Annotated in this window: 13 protein-coding genes and 4 pseudogenes; 14 read left to right on the top strand and 3 right to left on the bottom strand. The window is 39.6% G+C overall.

Going from position 1 to position 23,136, the window contains the following annotated elements:
• Positions 1-33: 33 nt before the first annotated feature.
• The 6 genes and pseudogenes from leuS to PCY71_RS11635 all read left to right on the top strand — a co-directional run bounded on the left by leuS (position 34) and on the right by PCY71_RS11635 (position 11,528).
• On the top strand, positions 34-2,535 hold the full coding sequence (gene leuS, locus PCY71_RS11660; protein WP_301412677.1) for a leucine--tRNA ligase: 2,502 nt from the start codon (positions 34-36) through the stop codon (positions 2,533-2,535).
• Between the two features lie 479 nt (positions 2,536-3,014).
• Positions 3,015-3,254 (top strand): annotated as a pseudogene (locus PCY71_RS11655) (flavodoxin); the annotation flags it as partial.
• A gap of 612 nt (positions 3,255-3,866) precedes the next feature.
• A pseudogene (gene ltrA, locus PCY71_RS11650) lies at positions 3,867-5,143 on the top strand (group II intron reverse transcriptase/maturase).
• Positions 5,144-5,338: 195 nt separating this feature from the next.
• Positions 5,339-6,193, top strand: coding sequence for a 5'-nucleotidase, lipoprotein e(P4) family (locus tag PCY71_RS11645; protein ID WP_119056669.1), 855 nt, complete (start codon positions 5,339-5,341; stop codon positions 6,191-6,193).
• Positions 6,194-6,478: 285 nt separating this feature from the next.
• Positions 6,479-10,873 (top strand): PolC-type DNA polymerase III, encoded by a 4,395-nt coding sequence (locus tag PCY71_RS11640; protein WP_301412676.1) that lies wholly within the window; start codon positions 6,479-6,481, stop codon positions 10,871-10,873.
• Positions 10,874-11,297: 424 nt separating this feature from the next.
• Positions 11,298-11,528, top strand: coding sequence for a GlsB/YeaQ/YmgE family stress response membrane protein (locus tag PCY71_RS11635; RefSeq protein WP_006268373.1), 231 nt, complete (start codon positions 11,298-11,300; stop codon positions 11,526-11,528).
• A gap of 42 nt (positions 11,529-11,570) precedes the next feature.
• On the opposite strand, the gene def is transcribed toward PCY71_RS11635, so the two are convergent.
• The gene (gene def / locus PCY71_RS11630) at positions 11,571-12,185 is read right to left on the bottom strand and encodes a peptide deformylase (protein WP_049493182.1); all 615 of its coding nucleotides are present in this window, start codon (positions 12,183-12,185) and stop codon (positions 11,571-11,573) included.
• Between the two features lie 335 nt (positions 12,186-12,520).
• Between def and PCY71_RS11625 the strand changes: the two genes are divergently transcribed.
• The 5 genes and pseudogenes from PCY71_RS11625 to rpsO all read left to right on the top strand — a co-directional run bounded on the left by PCY71_RS11625 (position 12,521) and on the right by rpsO (position 16,050).
• A complete protein-coding gene (locus PCY71_RS11625) occupies positions 12,521-12,934 on the top strand; it encodes a hypothetical protein (RefSeq protein ID WP_049493183.1) in 414 nt (137 codons plus the stop codon).
• A 494-nt stretch (positions 12,935-13,428) separates the two neighbouring features.
• A pseudogene (locus PCY71_RS14980) lies at positions 13,429-13,634 on the top strand (transporter); the annotation flags it as partial.
• Between the two features lie 126 nt (positions 13,635-13,760).
• Positions 13,761-14,933 (top strand): MFS transporter, encoded by a 1,173-nt coding sequence (locus PCY71_RS11615; RefSeq protein ID WP_301412674.1) that lies wholly within the window; start codon positions 13,761-13,763, stop codon positions 14,931-14,933.
• The gene (locus PCY71_RS11610) at positions 14,920-15,651 is read left to right on the top strand and encodes a pseudouridine synthase (RefSeq protein WP_037598047.1); all 732 of its coding nucleotides are present in this window, start codon (positions 14,920-14,922) and stop codon (positions 15,649-15,651) included. Before PCY71_RS11615 ends, PCY71_RS11610 begins: the two co-directional genes overlap by 14 nt.
• Before the next feature lie 129 nt (positions 15,652-15,780).
• Positions 15,781-16,050: a 30S ribosomal protein S15 gene (gene rpsO, locus PCY71_RS11605; RefSeq protein WP_001018251.1), complete on the top strand. Its 270-nt coding sequence runs from the start codon at positions 15,781-15,783 to the stop codon at positions 16,048-16,050.
• Positions 16,051-16,998: 948 nt separating this feature from the next.
• On the opposite strand, the gene PCY71_RS11600 is transcribed toward rpsO, so the two are convergent.
• Together PCY71_RS11600 and pepF are read right to left on the bottom strand one after the other, a co-directional pair.
• Positions 16,999-17,790, bottom strand: a complete 792-nt coding sequence (locus PCY71_RS11600) for a hypothetical protein (protein WP_022525163.1) — start codon at positions 17,788-17,790, stop codon at positions 16,999-17,001.
• 166 nt (positions 17,791-17,956) lie between these two features.
• A complete protein-coding gene (gene pepF, locus PCY71_RS11595) occupies positions 17,957-19,756 on the bottom strand; it encodes an oligoendopeptidase F (RefSeq protein WP_301412673.1) in 1,800 nt (599 codons plus the stop codon).
• Positions 19,757-20,154: 398 nt separating this feature from the next.
• Here pepF and pnp point away from each other — a divergent pair, with 398 nt between their 5' ends.
• The 3 genes and pseudogenes from pnp to PCY71_RS11580 form a co-directional block, all read left to right on the top strand.
• Positions 20,155-22,335, top strand: coding sequence for a polyribonucleotide nucleotidyltransferase (pnp, locus tag PCY71_RS11590; protein ID WP_049492623.1), 2,181 nt, complete (start codon positions 20,155-20,157; stop codon positions 22,333-22,335).
• 49 nt (positions 22,336-22,384) lie between these two features.
• Complete coding sequence (gene cysE / locus PCY71_RS11585) at positions 22,385-22,969, top strand: serine O-acetyltransferase (protein WP_049492627.1); 585 nt, start codon at positions 22,385-22,387, stop codon at positions 22,967-22,969.
• A 14-nt stretch (positions 22,970-22,983) separates the two neighbouring features.
• A pseudogene (locus tag PCY71_RS11580) lies at positions 22,984-23,109 on the top strand (phosphorylase); the annotation flags it as partial.
• Positions 23,110-23,136: the final 27 nt, after the last annotated feature.

Genomic DNA, 23,136 nt, shown 5'->3' with positions numbered 1-23,136 from the left:
ATAATAATAACATCACAAAATTGGAGTGAATCAATGACTTTTTATAATCACAAATCAATTGAAAGAAAATGGCAGACCTATTGGGCTGATAATCAGACGTTCAAAACAGGAACGGATAGTGCAAAACCAAACTTTTATGCGTTGGATATGTTCCCCTACCCATCTGGTGTTGGTCTTCACGTAGGACACCCAGAAGGCTATACTGCAACTGATATTCTTAGCCGTTTCAAACGTGCTCAAGGTTATAACGTTCTTCACCCAATGGGGTGGGATGCTTTCGGTCTTCCAGCTGAACAATACGCAATGGATACGGGAAATGACCCTGCTGAGTTTACGGCAGAAAATATTGCCAACTTCAAACGTCAAATCAATAGCCTTGGTTTCTCATATGACTGGGATCGTGAAGTCAATACAACTGACCCTAACTACTATAAGTGGACGCAGTGGATTTTTACAAAATTGTATGAAAAAGGTTTGGCATACGAAGCTGAAGTACCAGTAAACTGGGTTGAAGAACTAGGAACGGCCATTGCCAACGAAGAAGTCCTTCCCGATGGTACATCTGAACGTGGTGGTTATCCAGTTGTTCGTAAACCAATGCGTCAATGGATGCTTAAAATCACAGCTTATGCTGAACGCCTCTTGGAAGATCTAGATGATCTTGATTGGCCAGAATCTATCAAAGATATGCAGCGGAACTGGATTGGTAAATCAACTGGTGCAAATGTAACGTTCAAAGTAAAAGATACTGATAAAGACTTCACCGTTTTTACAACTCGTCCAGATACACTCTTCGGTGCTACCTATGCTGTTCTAGCACCAGAACATGCTCTTGTTGATGCTATTACAAGTCCTGAGCAAGCTCAAGCCGTTGCCGATTATAAACGTGCGGCTAGCCTTAAATCTGACCTCGCTCGTACAGATCTTGCCAAAGAAAAAACAGGTGTCTGGACTGGTAGCTATGCTATTAACCCGGTTAATGGTAAGGAAATTCCAATCTGGATTGCCGATTATGTGCTTGCTAGCTATGGGACAGGAGCTATTATGGCAGTTCCTGCGCATGATGATCGCGACTGGGAATTTGCAAAACAATTCGATTTGGATATCATTCCAGTTCTCGAAGGTGGAAATGTTGAGGAAGCAGCCTATACAGAAGACGGTCTTCACATCAACTCTGGCTTCCTAGATGGTCTTGATAAAGCGCAAGCTATTGATAAAATGGTTGAATGGCTTGAAGCAGAAAGTGTTGGCAACAAGAAAGTCACTTACCGTTTGCGTGACTGGCTTTTCTCACGTCAACGTTATTGGGGGGAACCAATCCCAATCATTCATTGGGAAGATGGCACAACAACAGCTGTTCCAGAAGATCAACTACCACTTGTATTGCCAGTAACAAAAGATATCAAACCTTCAGGAACAGGTGAAAGTCCACTTGCTAACTTGACAGACTGGCTGGAAGTTACGCGTGAAGATGGTGTCAAAGGTCGTCGCGAAACTAACACCATGCCGCAATGGGCAGGTTCAAGCTGGTATTATCTGCGCTACATTGACCCACACAATACGGAAAAATTAGCTGATGAAGAACTGCTTAAGGCATGGTTACCAGTTGATATTTACATTGGTGGTGCAGAACACGCTGTGCTTCACCTTCTTTACGCTCGTTTCTGGCATAAATTCCTTTATGATTTAGGTGTCGTTCCAACTAAAGAACCATTCCAAAAACTCTTTAACCAAGGGATGATTTTGGGAACAAGCTACCGCGATCACCGTGGTGCGCTTGTGGCAACTGACAAAGTTGAAAAACGTGACGGTTCTTACTTCAATATCGAAACAGGTGAAGAATTGGAACAAGCTCCAGCTAAAATGTCTAAATCTTTGAAGAATGTTGTTAATCCAGATGATGTAGTGGAGCAGTATGGTGCAGATACTCTTCGCGTTTACGAAATGTTTATGGGACCGCTTGATGCCTCAATCGCATGGTCTGAAGAAGGTCTTGAAGGCTCACGTAAATTCCTCGACCGTGTTTATCGTTTGTTGGCAACAAAAGAAATTGTGGCTGAAAATAATGGCAACTTGGATAAAGTTTATAATGAAACTGTCAAAGCCGTTACAGAACAACTTGAAGCCATGAAATTCAATACAGCTATCGCTCAATTAATGGTTTTCATTAATGCTGCAAACAAAGAAGACAAACTTTTTGCTGATTACGCTAAAGGTTTTATACAATTGTTAGCACCATTTGCGCCACACCTTTCAGAAGAATTGTGGCAAACATTGACACAATCTGGTGAATCAATTTCATATGTTCTTTGGCCAACATGGGACGAAGCCAAGTTGGTTGAAAACGATGTAGAAATCGTTGTTCAAATCAAAGGTAAAGTTCGTGCAAAACTTGTCGTACCAAAAGACTCAAGCCGTGAGGATCTTGAAAAACTTGCTCTTGCCAACGAAAAAATTCAAGTAGAAATTGCTGGCAAGCAAGTCATCAAAGTCATTGTCGTACCTAACAAATTGGTTAATATTGTTGTGAAATAAAAAATTCTAGCAGAAATTAACTTCTGCTAGAATTTTTATAAGCTTAGAAAAGCGTATGTTAGCTGAAGCCTTTTTCTGTTTATAAACACTATACCTCGAATAAAAACTTGCTACGCTTGCTCTTGAAAATTATGGTAAAAAGTAAGAAAATGATGACTAGTTTATAAGAACAATTCATTCTCTTTCTTTATGAATATTATTTTTAAGGAGTTATCATACAAGCAAAAAAAGTAGAGTTTACTGAGCTTTTCTATGACTTAGTCTTTTGTTTATGCTATTTCTAAAATGATGGAGCTAATCCATCATTTGCATCATAGGATGATTAGTTATACGAGTTTTATGTCCTTTATAGCTTGTCTCATCGTGCTGGTAACACTTGGATGATTCAGACGGTATACGAAGCTATGGGGAGAATTCCTTTGTGAACATTTCCTTTATGATGGTTCGGATGGTTATGGTATTAGGTCTGTCCAACACATTCACAGATGATTGGTCTGCGTTATCCGATTTGGTGGGGACGTCCGCCACGCCTTATCCAAACAGTAATGGAAAGTCTGGATTTAGCTGGTAAACGAGTCGCAACTTTTGCAACTTCAGGTGGTTCGACTTATAGTGAGGCACAAATTGTCATTGATCAAATAATGAAAAATAGTGCTCAAGGGCATGCATTGTCTAGCACAACAGATGCTATCAAATGGCTGACAGATATTGATTTTTAATTGTAGGTTTGCTGCTAATTATTGTAGCGAGCATTATTACTGTTTTTTATAAATGAAATAAAAATGATTGAAATCTCTGTGAAAAAACAGAGATTTTTTGTGTACGACGGGCATGTCATACATCTGAGGTGCAAGTCATCTGGGGCATCCGCTACCGGTGAACCCAATAGTGACTCCCAAGCCTGACTATCGTGAGGTAGCAAGGAGAGGAAGGGATAGCGAAATCGTGACTGTACGAATAGAAACGTGATATGAAGGCGCATATAGCGGATGATGGGTCTTATAACCCTAAAATCCAAATAGGCAGTCGTAACCTATATGCGTAAATCACGAGAGTAAACGAGGAAAGATGTATGACTTATCCCGTGAGGTCTTGTCGAGGGTAAAACCTAGTAACAGCGAACGACAAGAAGTCAGTCGAATCCATAGTAGTGAAGAAGTTTCTGTAATGGAGATGGAGTGAAGGGGTGAATAACTAATCGAAGTAATCCTAGACACTTGTGTCTGTAAAACGAACAGTCTGATAGAGCTGAAAGTTAGTACGTATTGATAGTGGACAGCTTACCAATATAAGATAGCCTACAGGCAACAAAACAGAAAGGGAATCCACACATGTCAGAATTGCTAAGTATGATATCATCTCGTAACAATATGCTTGAAGCTTATAAACAGGTGAAAACTAATAAAGGATCTGCTGGTATCGCTGGAATTACTATCGAACAGATGGACGGCTATCTCCGTCAAAACTGGCGAGAAACAAAACAGCTTATCAGGGAGAGGAAGGATAAACCTCAGCCCGTACTCAGAATTGAAATTACGAAACCCAATGGAGACATCCGCAACCTAGGAATCCCAACTGTCACGGACAGAATGATACAATAGGCTATCGTTCAAGTCCTGAGTCCAGTCTGTGAAGTTCGTTTCTCAGAATACAGCTATGGTTTCAGACCAAATCGTTCTTGTGAGACAGCCATTGTCAAGTTACTCGAGTGCCTTAATGATGGTTATGAGTGGATTGTGGATATTGATCTAGAGAAATTCTCCGACACAGTACCGCAAGATAGACTCATGTCTCTAGTGCAGAATATTATTCATGATGGAGATACAGAATTACTGATTCGGAAATACCTTCATCGGGGGTAATTATCAATGATCAACGTCACAAGACTCTTGTAGGGATACCTCAAGGGGGTAACTTATCTCCGCTGTTATCAAATATCATGCTTAATGAGTTGGATAAGGAACTAGAGAAACGAGGTCTTTATTGCATTCGGTACGCAGATGATTGCGGAATCACGGTTAGGAGCGAAGCAGTTGCCAAGTGAGTTATGTACTCAGTCAGTCGCTTTATTGAGAAGTGATTGGAGCTGAAAGTGAACATGACAAAAACTAAAATCGTGAAACCTAGCCAACTTAAGTACCTAGGTTTTGGTTTTTGGAAGTCTCCGCAAGGTTGGAAGAGTCGTCCTCATCAGGATAGTGTTCAGAGTTTTAAACGAAAGTTGAAACGACTGATGACTAGAAAGTGGAGTATGGACCTAACAATACATATTGAGCGATTAAACTGGGTTATACGAGGGTGGATAAACTATTTTTCTCTTGGCGACATGAAAAAGGTAGTAACTCAAATAGATGAGCGTTTGAGAACTCGTATCCAAGTGATTATCTGGAAACAATGGAAGAAGAAATTGAGACGACTATGGGGATTACTAAAATTAGGCGTTCCTAAATGGATAGCGGATAAATTCTCAGGTTGGGGTGAGCACTATCAATTGGTTGCGACCAATTCGGTATTCAAGCAAGCTATATCAAAACCAGCCCTCGCAAAACGAGGACTGGTTAGCTGTTTAGATTATTATCTTGAACGACATGCGTTAAAAGTTAGTTGAACCGCCGTATGCCGAACGGCACGTACGGGTAGTGTGAGAGTAACTAGAAATTAGCTCCTAGTCGATTTTTTGATGGATTTATTGGACATTTTTCTGCCAATCTGTTTTTCGTCTGTATAATTGGTCAGATAACTTGAAATGTTTTTATGAAAACGCTATAATTTTGATAGATTAATATTAGGAGGAATTGGTTTTATGAAATCATCTAAAGCCACAATCACAATTTTTTCAGCTCTTGCTTCAGTTATTTTATTGACTAGTTGTGGGACAAAAGCAACTGATAATAAGGCTACGCAAAGCAACACATCTGACAATAAAGTTACGATGACTTATGATCAAGTGCGCTCAAGAGAAAATACCATGGGCACACTTTGGTATCAAAAGTCTGATGAAGCGAAGGCTCTGTATCTACAAGGTTATAATGTCGCCACGAATCGATTGAAAGAATTACTGCAAAAGCCGACAGATAAGCCCTATTCAATCGTTCTTGACTTGGATGAAACGGTCTTAGACAATAGCCCTTACCAAGTACAGAATGTCAAAGACGGCACAGCTTTTAATCCTAAAAATTGGGATGCTTGGGTACAGAAAGCTTCAGCTAAAGCTGTTCCTGGTGCGAAAGAATTTCTTCAATATGCTCATCAAAATGGTGTTCAAATCTACTATATTTCTGACCGTGCGGCAAATCAAGTAGATGCAACGATTAAGAACTTAGAAAAAGAAGGTATTCCTGTACAAGGGAAAGATCATTTGATGTTTTTAGAAAAAGGCGTGAAATCAAAAGAAGGTCGCCGTCAAAAAGTTCAGGAAAAAACGAATCTAGTTATGTTGCTAGGAGATAATCTGGTTGACTTTGCAGATTTCTCAAAGACATCAGCTGATGAACGTGGCAAGAAATTAGAAGAATTAAAGAAAGAATTTGGCGAAAAATTCATTATCTTCCCAAATCCAATGTATGGTTCATGGGAAAGCACAGTTTACAAAGGCAAAAAATTAGATGCGAAAGGCCAAACTGAAGAACGCCAAAAAGCGTTACAAGGTTATAAATAATAGGAAGGAAAAACAGAACGCCCTTATTTTGGGGGATTCTGTTTTTTCTTTGTCTTTTAGCTTGTGCTTTGTGAATGTTTAAAAAAGTGGACTAAGATTTTCCGATTTTATTATAGTAAAGGTGCTTATATTTTCCAGATACTTACTCTTAAGCTAGCTAGTAAGATGTGACTTAAAATAAAAATGGTTTATACTAATGGAAAGACAAAGGGGATTCTTTATTTTCTAATCGAAAAATCCTTTGTTTTATGGTAAAATAGTGTCATTACAAGGCGAGGGAAAAAGATGTCATCAACGTTTGAAATTTTAATGAATCAAATCAATATGCCACTTGATATGAGACAATCAAGTGCCTTTTTACATGCAGAAATTGAGCAAGTTCTGGTGCATAAAGTCAGCCATATCTGGGAATTTCATTTTTCTTTTGAAGAAATTTTGCCGATTGACATATTTCAAGAATTGAAAAAGTGCTTGAAGGAAGAATTTTCTAAAACGGGGAATCAAGCAGTTTTTGAGATAAGGACAATAAACAAAGATTTCACAGATGAGTTATTGCAGGCTTATTATCAAGAAGCTTTTACAGAAGGTCCTTGTACTAGTCAGGGATTTCGCAGTATATATCAACGGTTGAAGGTGCATGCTGAGGAGAATCAGCTAGTGATTGAAGGTCCTTCAAGCATTGATACGGATCATTTTCGGAAGATTCATTTGCCAAATTTGGCAAAACAGTTGGTCAAGTTTGGTTTTCCACAGTTTCAATGTCAGGTTAAGGCAAGCGATGCTTTAACACAGCAGCAAGTCGAAACTTTCCAAGCTGAGAAAGAAAAGATTGTACAAGCAGCGAATGATGAAGCTCTAAAAGCCATAGAAGCGCTGCAGAAAATGGCAGCTCCACCTGTTGAAGAAAAGACAAGTTACTCTGGTTTTCAAGCGAAAAAAGCTACTGCACGACCAAAATTGGATAAAGCTGAAATCACGCAGATGAATGCCATTCAGACTGAGGAAAATCGGATTGTCTTTGAAGGAATGGTTTTCGATCTTGAAAAAAAGGTTACTCGCACAGGGCGCGTACTCATTAATTTTAAGATGACCGATTATACTTCTAGCTTTGCGCTTCAGAAATGGTTTAAAAATGAAGAAGAAGCTAAGAAATATGACATGATTAAGAAAAATTCATGGTTGCGTGTACGTGGAAATATTGAAATGAATAACTTCACGCATGATTTGACTATGAATGTACAAGATGTACAGGAAGTGGTGCATTATGACCGTAAAGATCTCATGCCTGAAGGTGAGAAACGGATTGAATTTCACGCGCATACCAATATGTCAACTATGGATGCCCTACCAGAAGTTGAAGACTTGATTGCGACAGCTGCGAAGTGGGGGCATAAAGCAGTTGCGATTACTGACCACGGCAATGTGCAGAGCTTTCCTCATGGTTATAAAGCTGCCAAAAAAGCCGGGATTCAGTTGATTTATGGTATGGAAGCCAATATTGTTGAAGATCGTGTGCCCATTACTTACAATGAAATAGATATGGAGTTGAGAGAAGCCACTTATGTTGTCTTTGACGTAGAAACGACTGGTTTGTCTGCTATTTATAATGATTTGATTCAGGTGGCAGCCAGCAAGATGTACAAGGGCAATGTCATCGCGGAATTTGACGAATTTATTAATCCAGGACACCCTTTGAGTGCGTTTACGACAGATTTGACGGGAATTACAGATGAACATGTTAAAAATGCGAAACCACTTGAGCAAGTTTTACAGGAATTTCAGGAATTTTGCAAAGATACGGTACTTGTCGCCCATAATGCTACCTTTGATGTGGGCTTTATGAATGTCAACTATGAGCGTCATGGCCTACCAAAAATTACCCAACCAGTCATTGACACGCTGGAATTTGCCCGCAATCTCTATCCAGAATACAAGCGGCATGGTTTGGGGCCTCTAACCAAGCGTTTTCAGGTATCGCTTGACCATCACCACATGGCTAATTATGATGCGGAAGCGACAGGACGACTGCTATTTATCTTCATCAGAGATGTAGCAGAAAAGCGTGGAATTACCAATCTTAATAAGTTAAATACGGATTTGGTGGATGAAAATTCCTATAAAAAAGCACGAGTGAAACACGCTACGATTTATGTGAAAAATCAAACAGGGCTGAAGAATCTTTTCAAATTGGTCAGTCTGTCCAATACTAAATATTTTGAAGGTGTAGCACGGATTCCGCGAACGGTTTTGGATGCGCATCGAGAAGGCTTGATTCTAGGAACTGCTTGTTCAGAAGGAGAAGTGTTTGATGCGGTTGTTTCACAGGGTCTGGATGCAGCTGTCGAAGTAGCGAAATATTACGACTTTATCGAAATCATGCCTCCAGCGATTTATGCTCCATTGATTGCCAAAGAGCAGGTTAAGGATATGGAGGAGCTGCACACGATTATCAAGAATTTGATTGAAGTGGGTGAACGCTTAGACAAACCAGTTCTGGCTACGGGAGATGTGCATTATATTGAGCCTGAGGAAGAAATTTATCGGGAGATTATCGTTAGGAGTTTGGGACAAGGTGCCATGATTAACCGGACCATAGGTCACGGTGAAAACGCCCAGCCGGCTCCGCTTCCTAAGGCTCACTTCCGCACGACCAATGAAATGCTGGATGAATTCGCTTTTTTAGGTGATGAACTAGCTCGACATGTGGTCATTGAGAATCCCAATCAGTTGGCGTCAAGCTTTGAACCAATTGAAGTGGTAAAAGGGGACCTCTATACACCATTTATTGATAAATCTGAAGAAAAAGTCGCTGAGCTGACTTACGCAAAGGCTTTTGAAATCTATGGTAATCCACTACCAGATATTGTAGATCATCGAATTGAACGGGAATTATCCTCTATTTTGGGGAATGGTTTTGCCGTGATTTATCTGGCTTCACAAATGCTCGTACAGCGTTCTAATAAACGAGGCTATTTAGTTGGTTCGCGTGGTTCGGTTGGCTCCAGTTTTGTGGCGACCATGATTGGGATTACTGAGGTCAATCCTTTGTCACCCCACTATGTCTGTGGTAAATGTCAATACAGCGAGTTCATCACGGATGGCTCCTATGGTTCTGGCTTTGATATGCCGGATAAGGACTGTCCAAAATGCGGCCACAAGCTGAGCAAGAATGGCCAGGATATTCCTTTCGAGACCTTCCTTGGATTTGACGGAGACAAGGTCCCTGATATTGACTTGAACTTCTCTGGAGAGGATCAGCCTAGTGCCCACTTAGATGTTCGAGACATTTTTGGGGAGGAATATGCTTTTCGGGCTGGTACTGTTGGTACAGTTGCAGCTAAGACAGCCTATGGTTTCGTGAAAGGTTATGAGCGAGATTACAATAAATTTTATCGCGATGCAGAAGTCGAGCGATTGGCGCAAGGTGCATCAGGTGTTAAACGAACGACCGGACAGCACCCTGGTGGGATTGTTGTTATTCCAAACTACATGGACGTTTACGATTTCACGCCGGTTCAATATCCAGCAGATGACCTGACTGCCGAATGGCAAACGACCCATTTTAATTTTCATGATATTGATGAAAATGTCCTGAAACTCGATGTGCTCGGTCATGATGATCCGACTATGATTCGGAAATTGCAGGATTTATCAGGTATTGACCCTAATGATATTCCTATGGATGATAAGGAAGTTATGGCACTCTTTTCAGGAACAGATGTTCTGGGAGTAACACAAGAGCAAATAGGTACGGCAACTGGTATGCTGGGGATTCCTGAGTTTGGAACCAACTTTGTACGGGGCATGGTGGATGAAACTCACCCAACAACTTTCGCAGAATTACTTCAATTATCAGGCTTGTCTCACGGTACTGACGTATGGCTTGGAAATGCACAAGATTTAATTAAGCAGGGAATTGCGGACTTATCTACCGTTATCGGTTGTCGGGACGACATCATGGTCTATCTCATGCACAAGGGCTTAGAACCAAAAATGGCCTTTACCATTATGGAGCGTGTGCGGAAAGGTGCATGGTTGAAAATTTCTGACGAAGAGCGTAATGGTTATATTGCCGCTATGAAAGAAAACAATGTCCCTGAATGGTATATTGAATCTTGCGGAAAAATCAAGTACATGTTTCCTAAAGCCCATGCAGCTGCCTACGTAATGATGGCTCTACGGGTAGCTTATTTCAAAGTGCATCATCCGATTTATTACTATTGTGCTTACTTTTCTATCCGTGCCAAAGCCTTTGATATTAAAGTCATGAGTAGCGGATTAGATTCAGTTAAGCGCAAAATGAATGAAATCTCTGAAAAACGTAAAAATAATGAAGCGTCCAATGTAGAAATTGACCTGTATACAACCTTGGAAATCGTTAATGAAATGTTGGAGAGAGGCTTTAAATTTGGGAAACTCGATCTTTATAAGAGTGACGCGACAGAATTTCTGATTGATGGAGATATGTTGATTCCTCCATTTTCTGCCATGGACGGTCTGGGTGACAACGTTGCAAATCAATTGGTTAAAGCGCGAGCAGAGGGAGAATTCCTCTCCAAGACTGAGTTGCGAAAACGTGGTGGGTTATCAGCTACTTTAGTCGAAAAAATGGACGATATGGGCATCCTGGGCAATATGCCAGAAGATAATCAGCTAAGTTTGTTTGATGATTTGTTTTAAGACGTCTTCTTTTGATGAATGCGGGATTTTCAACTGATACGGCTGTTTCCAACCGAGAATTCCCGCTGGTTTATTCGCGAAATAGTATTAATTTTCCACGAACAGCTAGGTATTTTTCCAAAGACTAGACTAAAATATACATGTTTAAGTGAAAATTTTTACTGCTTGTAAAGCTTTTTACAAAATTTATAGATTAGGGTTGTTCTTTGTATGACATTTGCCAATAAAAAGGTTTTGTTATGCAATTAACTATTTCAGCAGAAGCTAAAAAACTCAAAGAAATTTTCATCATGCACGTGAATTTTTCCTAAAGACAATGCTTGCATCGATAGTACTTTTAAGTTTGGTTGTCTTTCAAAAAAGTAACCCCCCTTGTTATTTGAAGAGATGTTTGACGTTGCAGAATATCAGGAAGGAGAAATAAATGATTGGAAGTATGTTTGTTGGCTTTATTATTGGTCTGATTGCAGCAGCAATCACTAATCGTGGAGAGAAAATGGGCTGCATTGGAAAGATCTTATTAGGCTGGTTTGGGGCATGGATTGGTCAAGCCCTATTTGGAAATTGGGGACCTCATTTATCAGAAACAGCCATTATTCCATCTGTATTAGGAGCCATTATTCTCCTTGCTATTTTTTGGAAGAGAGGGAGTTAATATAGAAAAAGTAGGGTGAGAATTATTCTCACCCTACTTTTTCTATTCGATCACTAACATTCCTTCTTTGATAGCGAAAGGATCTTTTTCATTGATACGGTCATAAAACATAATACCGTTTGTATGATCGATTTCGTGTTGCACAACGATAGCATTATACCCTTTTAGTTTGATGCGGTGTTTTTCGCCTTCTTTGTCAAAATAGTCAACAGTGACACGTGCATGGCGAACAACATAACCAGAAACTTCGCGGTCAACTGATAAGCATCCTTCTCCTTCAGCAAGTGCCGCATCTTGGACAGAATGTGCCACTACTTTAGCATTATACATAACTGTTTGTAAAGCATAGGTCTCCTTAGGGGGCTTGCCATCTTTGTTTGGCATGTTTGGAACTAAGACGGCAATAATTCGCTTAGAAATATCTAGTTGTGGAGCTGCTAGACCAACCCCGCCGCGAAGCCCCATTTTTTCAGCTATTACAGGATCTTGTGAATTTTTCAAAAATTGAAGCATCTTTTCACCCAAGATAATTTCTTGATCTGTAAGTGGAAAAGTAACGTCTTCTGCTACTGCTCGAAGCGTTGGATTCCCTTCACGAATGATGTCATTCATATCAATTGAATGAGCCGGTTTTGTTAATTTTTCAATAACAGACATCTTTTCTCCTTTGTTTTCAAATTGGATTTTTATTCCAAGTTAAATTGTTTTGATATACGTTAAATATAACATAAAATAGAGGAGAAAGAAAGGAGAAAGAAATACAAGTAAATAGCAATGTAAAGAATGCGTGTACAAATAAATTAGTAAAAAATTAGTTTATTTTGCTTAAAGTTTCTAGCAAAAATATGTATGACATGTAGTTGGGCACCTAAAATATTACTAGTAAAAAATAAGATTACTTTTTAAGTAGGGGAACCAGAACGACTGCAAACTTTTTAAATTGTACCGAGGAATTATCTCATTCTGAGATTCTTTATGTAACAGGTCCAGAGGTGCTTAACTATCCTCAAGAGTTAGAAATAGCATCAGAAAGCCTTTGTAAACACTGGGCTAAAGTGAACAGACAATCTCTTAAAATAGTCTGTAGTCCTTATTTGTATTCTTCCAGACTGCTGGAAGATTATTTCTATCGTTTATTTGATAAGGTTCAAAAAGGCACAACCGCTCATGTCGAAAAGTACCCCAATGAAATTGCGAATTTTATCAATTCAGAAGATTTAGTAGAGCTGTTCAGCAAAATTTTTGATAGTTGGAATGAGCAAACAGAAATTTTAAACATTTATAATCCGTTTGAAATTACTTTTCAGCATGTTGCAGAAAAGTTAGAAGAGCTGGCATTCTCTAACAGTAAAATAGTGATTGATTCCAAATCGCCTGAACCTTGTCTTTACCACTCCACAAGATGAAGATAATTTAAGACAACTTATGGATGGTTTATTCATTATTCACTTTTAGATGATCTAGCCGATTTGTATAAAAATTTTATTAAAGAAAGTAAAAAATCGAATAAGACTTATCAAAAGATAGCTGAGATTTTACTTGCTTTTTTCTTGCCTAGGGTATTGAGCGCAATGTTGAACGTTTTTAATTAATTGACATCTGTTTGCTTTTTGTTACTTTGATTAGTATTATTTTTAAAACAATCTATGGAATTTTTGCAGGAAGTCTTTCTATAATCGGATTATTTGTAGCAACTATTTTTTCTGGGAGAAATTGGCAATCAATCGTCTATAACACAGATAGATGAATTTCCTTTGCGGCTTATATGTTTGTCGCTCTTATTTGTGGGATTATCCAGATGAAATACCAAGATGAGAAGGAAATGTTAGAAAAAGAAAATCAGTTGCTAAATGAAAGAAATGAATTGTTATCTATCTCATATGAGGATGCAGCTTATGATCGTGAAAAATACCGCATCCGAGTGTATAATTTCCGTGAACGTAGTATCAAGCTGGAAAGAAAGAGAAAATTTGAAAATTATATAAAGAAACAGATCCTCTAACACGCGAGGAAACAGAGAAAATTATTCAAGGAGACTATGCATTTCTGCTTCATAGTCCTCATGCCTTATGTCGTGAGTTTTACTTTGAGTGTATGACAAATGTAAAATGAAATCAATGTTGTATCTTATGCGCAGTCTTGATTTCTTTTTTGTTTTCATACGTTGCTAGATTGCGTCTTTTCGTAAAAAACTGTATGATAGTGGTAGTGTGATTTTAGAAAGAAGATAAGATGAAAAGATTCATGGAAAAAGCTAGCATTTTGGCTTTATCATTGGTTTTAACAACGGCATTTTCAATTTCTAGTAGCTTGCCGGCTATGTTCCAGTATTATAAGAATTACTCTTCCAGCCAAGTAGAATTATTAGTCTCCTTACCGTCCATTGGGATCATGTCTTTGTTGATGTTTAATAGTGTTTTGGAACGCTTTGTATCTGAGCGGTTCATGATTATACTAGGGCTAATTCTGTATTCTATTTGTGGTCTTATCCCATTTTTCAATCAATCTTATAATCTCGTTTTTGCTTCGCGCTTTGTTTTTGGGTTAGGTCTAGGTATGATGAATCCTCGAGCAATTGCCATTATTAGCGAGCGCTTTCAAGGGAGAGAGCGTGTGCAAATGTTAGGCTATCGTGGTTCAGCGGAAGTTGTTGGGATGGCCTTGTTGACTTTAGCGGTCGGACAACTCTTACACTTTGGTTGGACAACTACATTTTTGATTTATACAGTTGGTTTCATCGTTTTGGCACTGTATCTTATGTTTGTTCCTTATGAAAAGAATGAATCCGATAAGCATAAACATCTCAAATCTGTTCGTAAAATGACTAGAAAACAAATAAATTTGAGTATCTTTTTAGCTTTTATAGCTGGTATGATTGTTTGTGCTAATGTCGCTATCACTTTACGGATCCCTAGTCTAGTCTTACAGGCAGAGATCGGCAACGCTGAAACAGCCAGCTGGATTCTTAGCTGTATGCAACTAGTGGGAATTTTGGCTGGTGTTAGTTTCGCCAGTCTAGTGAGCGTATTGAAAAATCGCTTATTGACAGTAACGGGAATTGTTTTTGGTCTAAGTCAAGTGATGATTGGATTTTCAAGTCAGATTTGGCTTTTAAGTTTGAGTGCTCTTTTGGCTGGCTTTGCTTATAGTGTATCTCTAACAGCAGTGTTTCATATTGTATCGGAGAAAATCCCTACTCATTTGGTAAATCGTGCAACAGCGATTGTCGTTTTGGGTTGCAGTAGCGGTGCTTCGGTATCAACATTCGTCTTATCTTTGATTGGAATCATTTCTTCTGCCCCAATCTTTATTTTTAGTGTATTAGGAGTTTTCATGATGGCAACGTCAACTTTAGCGGCTTTTGTCACTCATAAACAAAACGAGGAAAAAGATGCGATTAGATAAGTTTTTAGTAGAAATGGGGCTTGGTTCACGAACAGAAGTCAAGCAACTTTTAAAGAAGAAACAAGTTTTGGTCAACGGGAAGGCTGTCACATCAGCGAAAGTACAAGTAGATGAATATCAAGATGAAATTTCAGTCAATAAGCGAGTATTGGACTATGAAAAATTTGTCTATTATCTTTTAAATAAGCCGAAAGGTGTTATTTCAGCTACTGAAGATGCTAACCATCAAACAGTTTTGGATTTGTTAGATGAAAGTGCACGCCAGAAAGAAGTTTTTCCAGTTGGACGACTTGATATTGACACTCACGGACTTTTGTTATTAACCAATAATGGTGCTTTGGCACATGCGATGTTGTCTCCTAAAAAACATGTAGCAAAAGTTTACCGTGCAAAAGTAGATGGCATCATGACTGAAGAAGATAGGACACGCTTTGAAGCAGGAATAGAGCTTAAGGACTTTACCTGTCAGCCTGCAAAGTTGACCATAGTAAAAGTAAATGAAGAGCAACAGACTTCTCTTGTAGAGATTACAATTTCTGAAGGAAAATTTCATCAAGTGAAGCGAATGGTTGCAGCTTGTGGTAAAAAAGTAGCAGACTTAGAGCGCCTTGCTATGGGACCATTAAGTTTGGATAAAGAGTTGGCAACAGGAACTTTTCGTCGTTTGACACAGGAAGAAATAAAAAGTCTCAAACGATTTGGCGTAGAACTCTTATAATTTGTATCAGTTGACAAAAACTTTCCTTCTTGGTAAAATAAGAATGTCATAGAGACAAATAACTTCTTCTTGGTTGCAGGCCATGCCAAACCTGTCACTCGGATGAAGCGTAAAGAAAAGGAGCTTATCATGGCAATCTCAAAAGAGAAAAAAAATGAAATCATTGCACAATATGCACGTCACGAAGGTGACACTGGTTCAGTAGAGGTACAAGTAGCTGTCCTTACTTGGGAAATCAACCACCTTAACGAACACATCAAACAACACAAAAAAGACCACGCTACTTACCGTGGTTTGATGAAGAAAATCGGTCGCCGTCGTAACCTTCTTGCATACTTGCGTAAGAACGACGTTAACCGTTACCGTGAGTTAATCAACTCTCTTGGACTTCGTCGCTAATCTTGCGTCTAAAACGTTTCTATACTTCGTTGGCTTCGCCTCGATGTACCATCAGTACAATCTTCGGCTTGTCGCCTTGTCTATAAACGTTTTATCCAGCAAGAATCATGATGTTAAGGGCGCCAAAAATCCGTATGAAATAGGGAAACAATATAGTGTTCGATGAACACAAGGAGTTTCATCTTTTTTACTAGGATTTTAGCCCGAGCTCAAATCAGCTCTCTGACTTCAGAGGGCTTTGTGTTTTTATCAGCATGCTTAGGCCGTGTTCAATTGAGCATATCTTGAAAATGAGGCTACTCTAAATTGGGTAGCCTTTTTGTTTTGTATGGATTTTAGCCCGAGCTCAAATTAGCTCTCTGATTTCAGAGAGTTTTTTATTTTGTGACTTTTAGTCCGTCTCGCTCCGTAAGGTGCGAGACAAATAAACCACTTATTATGCGGGTGCGCAATGTTGGTTATACCCAAAAACTCCAAATGCGATACAAGAAAGATATTCAGGATTACGATAAAGCGAAAGGGGAAAATATGACGTAAAAAGGTATATAGTTTATCTTATACAAAATAAAAGGGAGTGAGACAGAACCCATTTTGAAAAAAATCTAGTCCGTTGTCTTACTCCTACGAGGATGATTAGGCGCTCTTCCGAGCTTGAAAAGCAATAGACTTGAGGACTTGCTTTGCAAAATCCACCAATTCAAAGTCGTGTTTTTGACACATCCTTATGGATGTTTTATTTCCGACATCCAATAATCCAGTAGACTATTGGAGTGGTTAGCTGTAGCATCGTTAATTTATTAAACGGTCTCCTTTGAAGCTAGAAACTTTCGTCCCAGTCTCCAATCATGTGTGCTTGTAAACTACTTGTTTGATGGGAATTATGATGGAAAACAATGTCCCTTGTTACAAGATCTCATTTCTCTTTTTAATATATTGTAGAGATGTATTTTACCAAGGCAATCCCGCTTCTGCAATTTCCTTCTTTGAAGCATATTGACCATTTGGGCGATGCCATCTGCCCCTCTTATCTCTAAAATAGCCACTAGCAGCTATAGCCTCTTGTTGTTGAGATGCTGCTTGTCTCTCTGCCTCTTGTCGAGCTTGCTCAGCTCGTTGCTGAATTGCATTTTGTACAAGATTAATTCGATGTTGAAGAGCTCCTTTTTTATTTGGATCGGTAATTTGCTCAACGGCAGCTTGAGCTGGAGCAATGTTCTCGGCTACTTGATTATCCTCAAGTTGTTTAACAGCCTGTTCACCTTGCTGGGTGATGCGCTGAATTTGAGCTTCTTTTTGAGCCTGTTCTTCTTTAGCTTTTCTCTCTGCCGCCTCTTTTTGTTTTCGCTCTTCCTCCGCTTTCTTCTCTTTCTTTTCTTTTTCGAGTTTTTCTTCTTTTTCTCTACTAGAATCGGAGTTTGAGGAGGAACTGCTTGCTTTTGAAGAGTTTGAAGATGAAGTTCTAGATGTAGATGGCACTACTTGGGTTTGACTTTGTTGGCTTTCAGAGGATTCAATATTGAATTTACTTACTGTATAGCTTCCTAGTATTCCTATTATCGCTACAGCAATTGCTATATTTCTTTTGAAAACACTTGGATTTCGCTTGGCGAAATACCAAATACCAAAAACACCACCTAGAAACATTAATGGCATTGTAATTGGAGACAATAAGATGATTAGAACAACACTCATGATAGCAAGAACGATGTTGAGCCTAGAATTATTTTTCCACTTTTTCATATTTCCCTCACATAAATTGGTTTTCGAAAATATCATATCACAACTTGTTATCGCTTTCAATAACTAGGAAGTGAAATTTTTCAAATTACCACAAACTTAAAAATTTTGTTTTAAATCAATTCATATAAAACAGCTTCAAATTGAAATCTGAAGCTGTGTAGATAATCTATTCTCCTAATTCCTCGCTGTAGGTAATAATCTGATCAACTGTATCAGACAAGAACTGAATTGTGTCGCGGAGTGGTTTGTCTGTGGAAATGTCGGCTCCGATGATACGAGCAGTCTCAAGTGGCGTTTTACTTCCACCAGATTTGAGGAAGGTTAGCCAATCGTGAGCGCCATTTTTGTCATTTTTCAAATGAAGATAGCCGGTAGTAGAGATGACAAGTCCAGCAGAGTAGGTATAGCTGTATAGCCCCATATAATAGTGACTTTGCCGCATCCAAGTGAGCGCAGCATCATCGTCGATTTCGACTGCATCCCCCCAAAACTCGGTAAGAACTTCTTTCATAATACTGTTAAGCTTCGTTGCTCCAAAAGTTTCGCCTGCTTCAACGAGATTATAAACCCGGCGTTGGAAGGCTGCTTCCAAGAGATGGGTGATAAAGTTATGGAAGTAAGTGTCCGTTAGACGGTGAGCGAGTGCAAATCGCTTTTGACGTGGATTGTCAAATTGATGTTCCAAATAGTCGCTAAGTAAGAGTTCGTTGAAGGTAGAAGGAGCTTCTACGTAATAGGTCGACATGTGGGTATTGAAATAGCTTTGACTATTGTCAGAGAAGATGAACTGACCAGAGTGACCAATTTCATGAATCAGAGTATACACATCACTCATACGGCCTGTCCAGCTCATAAGAACATAAGGATGCACGCGATAAGGATCAGTGGCATAGCCACCAGAGTCCTTGCCAGCATTCGCTGCAAAATCCACCCAGCGCTCTTTTTGGTAATTGGCAATTTCGCGTGTATATTCTTCTCCGAGTGGGGCAACGGATTTCATCACTAAGTCATAAGCGTCCTCAATAGTGACATCAGGATTGAGTACACTGTCCAAGTCCAGCTTCCAATCTGCAAAGGTCATTTTTTCGAGGCCGTTGATCTTAGCAACGTGCTTGAGGAACTTTTGTGCAACAGGTGCAAATTCAGTCATGATGAGGTCAATTTGCCGATCGAACATAGAGCGATCTACCTCTTGCTCAGCCAAAAGATAGTCAAAGACAGAGTCATAGCCTTTCATATCTGCTAGAAGCTTTTCAGATTTGACCTGAGCCAGATAGGCAGCAGCAGCAGTATTTTGGTGCTGACGAAGGCCTTCTGAGAAAGAGCGGAAAGCTTTTTCACGGATTTGAGCATTTTCGTGGTTTTGATAGAAATTCTCATAGGTAACAAAGCTGTTTTTATAAACTTTGCCGTTTACTTCGAAGTCAGCCATGGCAAAGTCGCCAGCCCGCATCTTAGTGTAAATATCCTGTGGACTGTAAAAGACTTCACCTAGATTGGTCAAGGCTTTTTCAATATCCGCTCCCAGATAGTGGGCTTTTTTGATTTTAGCTTGGCGAATTGCGGCAGTCAAATGTGGTAGTTGTTCGAGACGATTAAGAATTTCTTCGTCAGCATTGACCAAGGCTGCATCAAAGAAGCTGAGAGCAACGCTAGCTTCTGTTTCGAAATCTGTACCAGCTTGCGCAATCTGTGCAAAGTTTTCATCACCGTAGTCCGTTGTTTGTGGCATAAAACTGTAGTTGCCGATATGACTTCTTTGAATATAGATTTGTTCCAATTCAGCAAAGGCCTTTTCAAAATCCTCAAAAGTATGAAGGTTGTCCTTATAATCCCGTATGAACTGGTTAATGTCTTCACGAGTTTTTTCAATCGCCCGTAGGAAATCTTCACGGTCTTGATAGAGAGCTGTTAAGTCCCACAGTTCCTTTTCTGGAAACTCAGAACGTTGTTTTTGTTCAACCATATCTATTCTCCTTGTTACTAGCTTTCTTTCTAGTATAGCAAAAAATAAGAATAATAGATAACATTTCAAAAATTCTTGCTAAAAAGCTATTTTAAGGCTTTTTCTTTTGGTGTAAAATATGATAAAATAAAGTTTATACGTGCTTGATACAAAGATGAGGATAGACAAAGTATAAAAAACACTTAAACTTTCTATCAACAGTCGTGGCTATGGAAAAAGGTGTGTTGAACAGGATAATGAGTTATTTTATTGAAACAAAGCTTGTGCCTAATTATGCAAGCAGGAATTTTTGGAGTGGAACTCAGGATTCATTTTTAATATCCTAAATCTATCTTGATCTTTGTAGGCAAGACGTATAAAAAATTAGAAATTGAGCATAGACTCAAAGAGGAATAATTATGGTAAAACAAATATTTAAAACCACTTTTGCTGGCAAAGAATTAGTGGTTGAAACTGGACAAGTGGCGAAGCAAGCGAATGGTAGCGTAGTGGTGCGCTATGGTGAAAGTACCGTTCTGACAGCAGCCGTTATGTCAAAGAAAATGGCGACTGGCGATTTCTTCCCGCTTCAAGTCAATTATGAAGAAAAGATGTACGCAGCTGGGAAATACCCTGGTGGCTTTAACAAGCGCGAAGGACGCCCTTCAACGGACGCGACTTTGACCGCTCGCTTAATCGACCGTCCCATTCGTCCCATGTTTGCGGAAGGTTTCCGCAATGAAGTTCAGGTTATCAATACCGTTCTTTCTTATGATGCGGATGCTTCAGCACCTATGGCAGCTATGTTTGGTTCATCTCTTGCGTTATCAATCTCAGATATTCCTTTTAATGGTCCAATTGCTGGTGTGCAGGTTGGCTATGTCAATGGAGAATTGGTCATCAATCCAAGTCAAGAACAAAAAGAAGCTTCGTTATTGGAATTAACCGTTGCAGGAACTAAAGAAGCGATTAACATGGTGGAGTCTGGTGCCAAAGAATTATCAGAAGCCCTGATGCTGGAAGCCCTTTTGAAAGGTCATGAAGCAGTGAAGGAATTGATTGCTTTCCAAGAAGAAATCGTGGCAGTAGTTGGAAAAGAAAAAGCAGAAGTTGAGCTTCTTCGTGTTGATGAAGAATTGCAAACAGAAATTGTAGCCGGCTATAATGCTGATCTTCAAAAAGCCGTTCAGGTAGAAGAAAAATTAGCTCGTGAAGCCGCAACGCAAGCAGTCAAAGACGAAGTAATAGCCCTTTACGAAGAAAAATATGCTGACCACGAAGAATTTGACCGCATCATGCGTGATGTGGCTGAAATTTTAGAGCAAATGGAACATGCAGAAGTACGGCGTTTAATTACTGAGGACAAGATTCGTCCAGATGGTCGTAAGGTAGATGAAATTCGTCCATTGGATGCTGAAATCGACTACCTGCCACGCGTGCATGGCTCTGGTCTCTTTACTCGTGGACAAACTCAGGCTTTGTCTGTCTTGACATTGGCACCGATGGGTGAAACACAAATCGTTGATGGCTTGGATCCAGAATACAAGAAACGCTTTATGCACCACTATAATTTCCCACAATATTCCGTAGGAGAAACGGGACGTTATGGTGCACCTGGACGCCGTGAAATCGGTCATGGAGCTCTTGGTGAACGTGCACTAGCGCAAGTACTTCCTAGCCTAGAAGATTTTCCTTATGCGATCCGTTTGGTAGCAGAAGTTCTTGAGTCAAATGGTTCATCTTCACAAGCCTCGATTTGTGCTGGGACACTTGCTCTTATGGCCGGTGGGGTACCAATTAAAGCACCTGTAGCTGGGATCGCCATGGGGCTCATTTCAGATGGTAGCAACTACACGATTTTAACAGATATTCAAGGCTTAGAAGATCATTTCGGAGATATGGATTTCAAGGTGGCTGGTACACGTGAAGGAATTACTGCTCTTCAAATGGATATCAAGATTGAAGGAATTACTGCTGAAATCTTGCAAGAAGCATTGGCTCAAGCTAAAAAAGCACGTTTTGAAATTTTAGATTTGATTGAACGTACGATTCCAGCTCCCCGCACAGAACTCGCTCCAACTGCTCCGAAGATTGACACCATTAAGATTGATGTTGATAAGATTAAGATTGTCATTGGTAAGGGCGGTGAAACGATTGACAAGATTATCGCAGAAACAGGTGTCAAGATTGATATAGACGAGGAAGGAAATGTTTCTATTTACTCTAGCGATCAAGATGCGATTAATCGTGCTAAGGAAATCATTACAGCTCTTGTGCGTGAAGCGAAAGTAGATGAAGTGTATCATGCAAAAGTGGTTCGAATTGAGAAATTCGGTGCTTTTGTCAATCTATTTGACAAGACAGATGCCTTAGTGCATATCTCTGAAATGGCTTGGACGCGTACTAATAAGGTTGAAGATTTGGTACAACTTGGTGATGAAGTAGATGTCAAAATCATCAAGATTGATGAAAAAGGTCGTGTGGATGCTTCTATGAAAGCATTGCTTCCGCGCCCTCCTAAAGAGGATAAGGAGAAAAAACATCATCATAAAACACATAAAGAGCATAAAGTTGTTCGAGAAGAAAAGGCACAAGACTAGAAAGGTAGCTAAGTGTTTACTTTCAGTCTAAAGCTAGAAAGGAGTCATCATGGGTTGGTGGAAAGAGACAATAGCGATTGTAAAAGAAAATGATCCAGCAGCTCGCTCCTTGCTCGAGGTGCTGTTGACTTATCCTGGTATTAAGGCTTTAGCAGCTCATCGGATTTCTCACTTTCTTTGGAATCATGGTTGTAAACTCTTAGCTCGGATGCATAGTCAATTTTGGCGTTTTTGGACCCAGATTGAGATTCATCCGGGAGCAAAGATTGCTTCGGGTGTTTTCATTGATCACGGGAGTGGCTTAGTGATTGGTGAGACGGCTGTTGTGGAAAAAGGAGTGATGCTTTATCATGGTGTTACTCTTGGAGGAACTGGCAAAGATGCTGGGAAACGTCACCCAACGGTTCGCCAAGGCGCACTCATTTCCGCTCATGCGCAGCTCATTGGTCCGATTGAAATCGGTGAAAATGCCAGGGTAGGAGCGGGTGCAGTAGTGGTGGCAGATGTACCAAGTGATGTGACAGTTGTTGGTATACCGGCTAAAATCGTCCGTGTGCATGGTCAAAAAGATAATCCAACTATCAAGAATTTAGAAAAAATCCGCGAAGAAAGTTATTACTCATCTAAATTGTAGTGAGAAGTGGTTGCTACACAGCCGACTATGTGAATCATCATAACCAAATCTGGGATACCCGCCATGAAGAGCGGACGGCTGATGCCATGACTTTTTTCACTATCGCTTTGACAATAGCAAAGGAACTAGAAAGGAACTGAGTAGGGATAGAAAGTTTGAAAATAGAG

This window comes from Streptococcus sp. SN3 (assembly GCF_030439905.1).
Note: the sequence above shows the minus strand (reverse complement) of the source record. Positions and strands in the feature narration are given on the sequence as shown.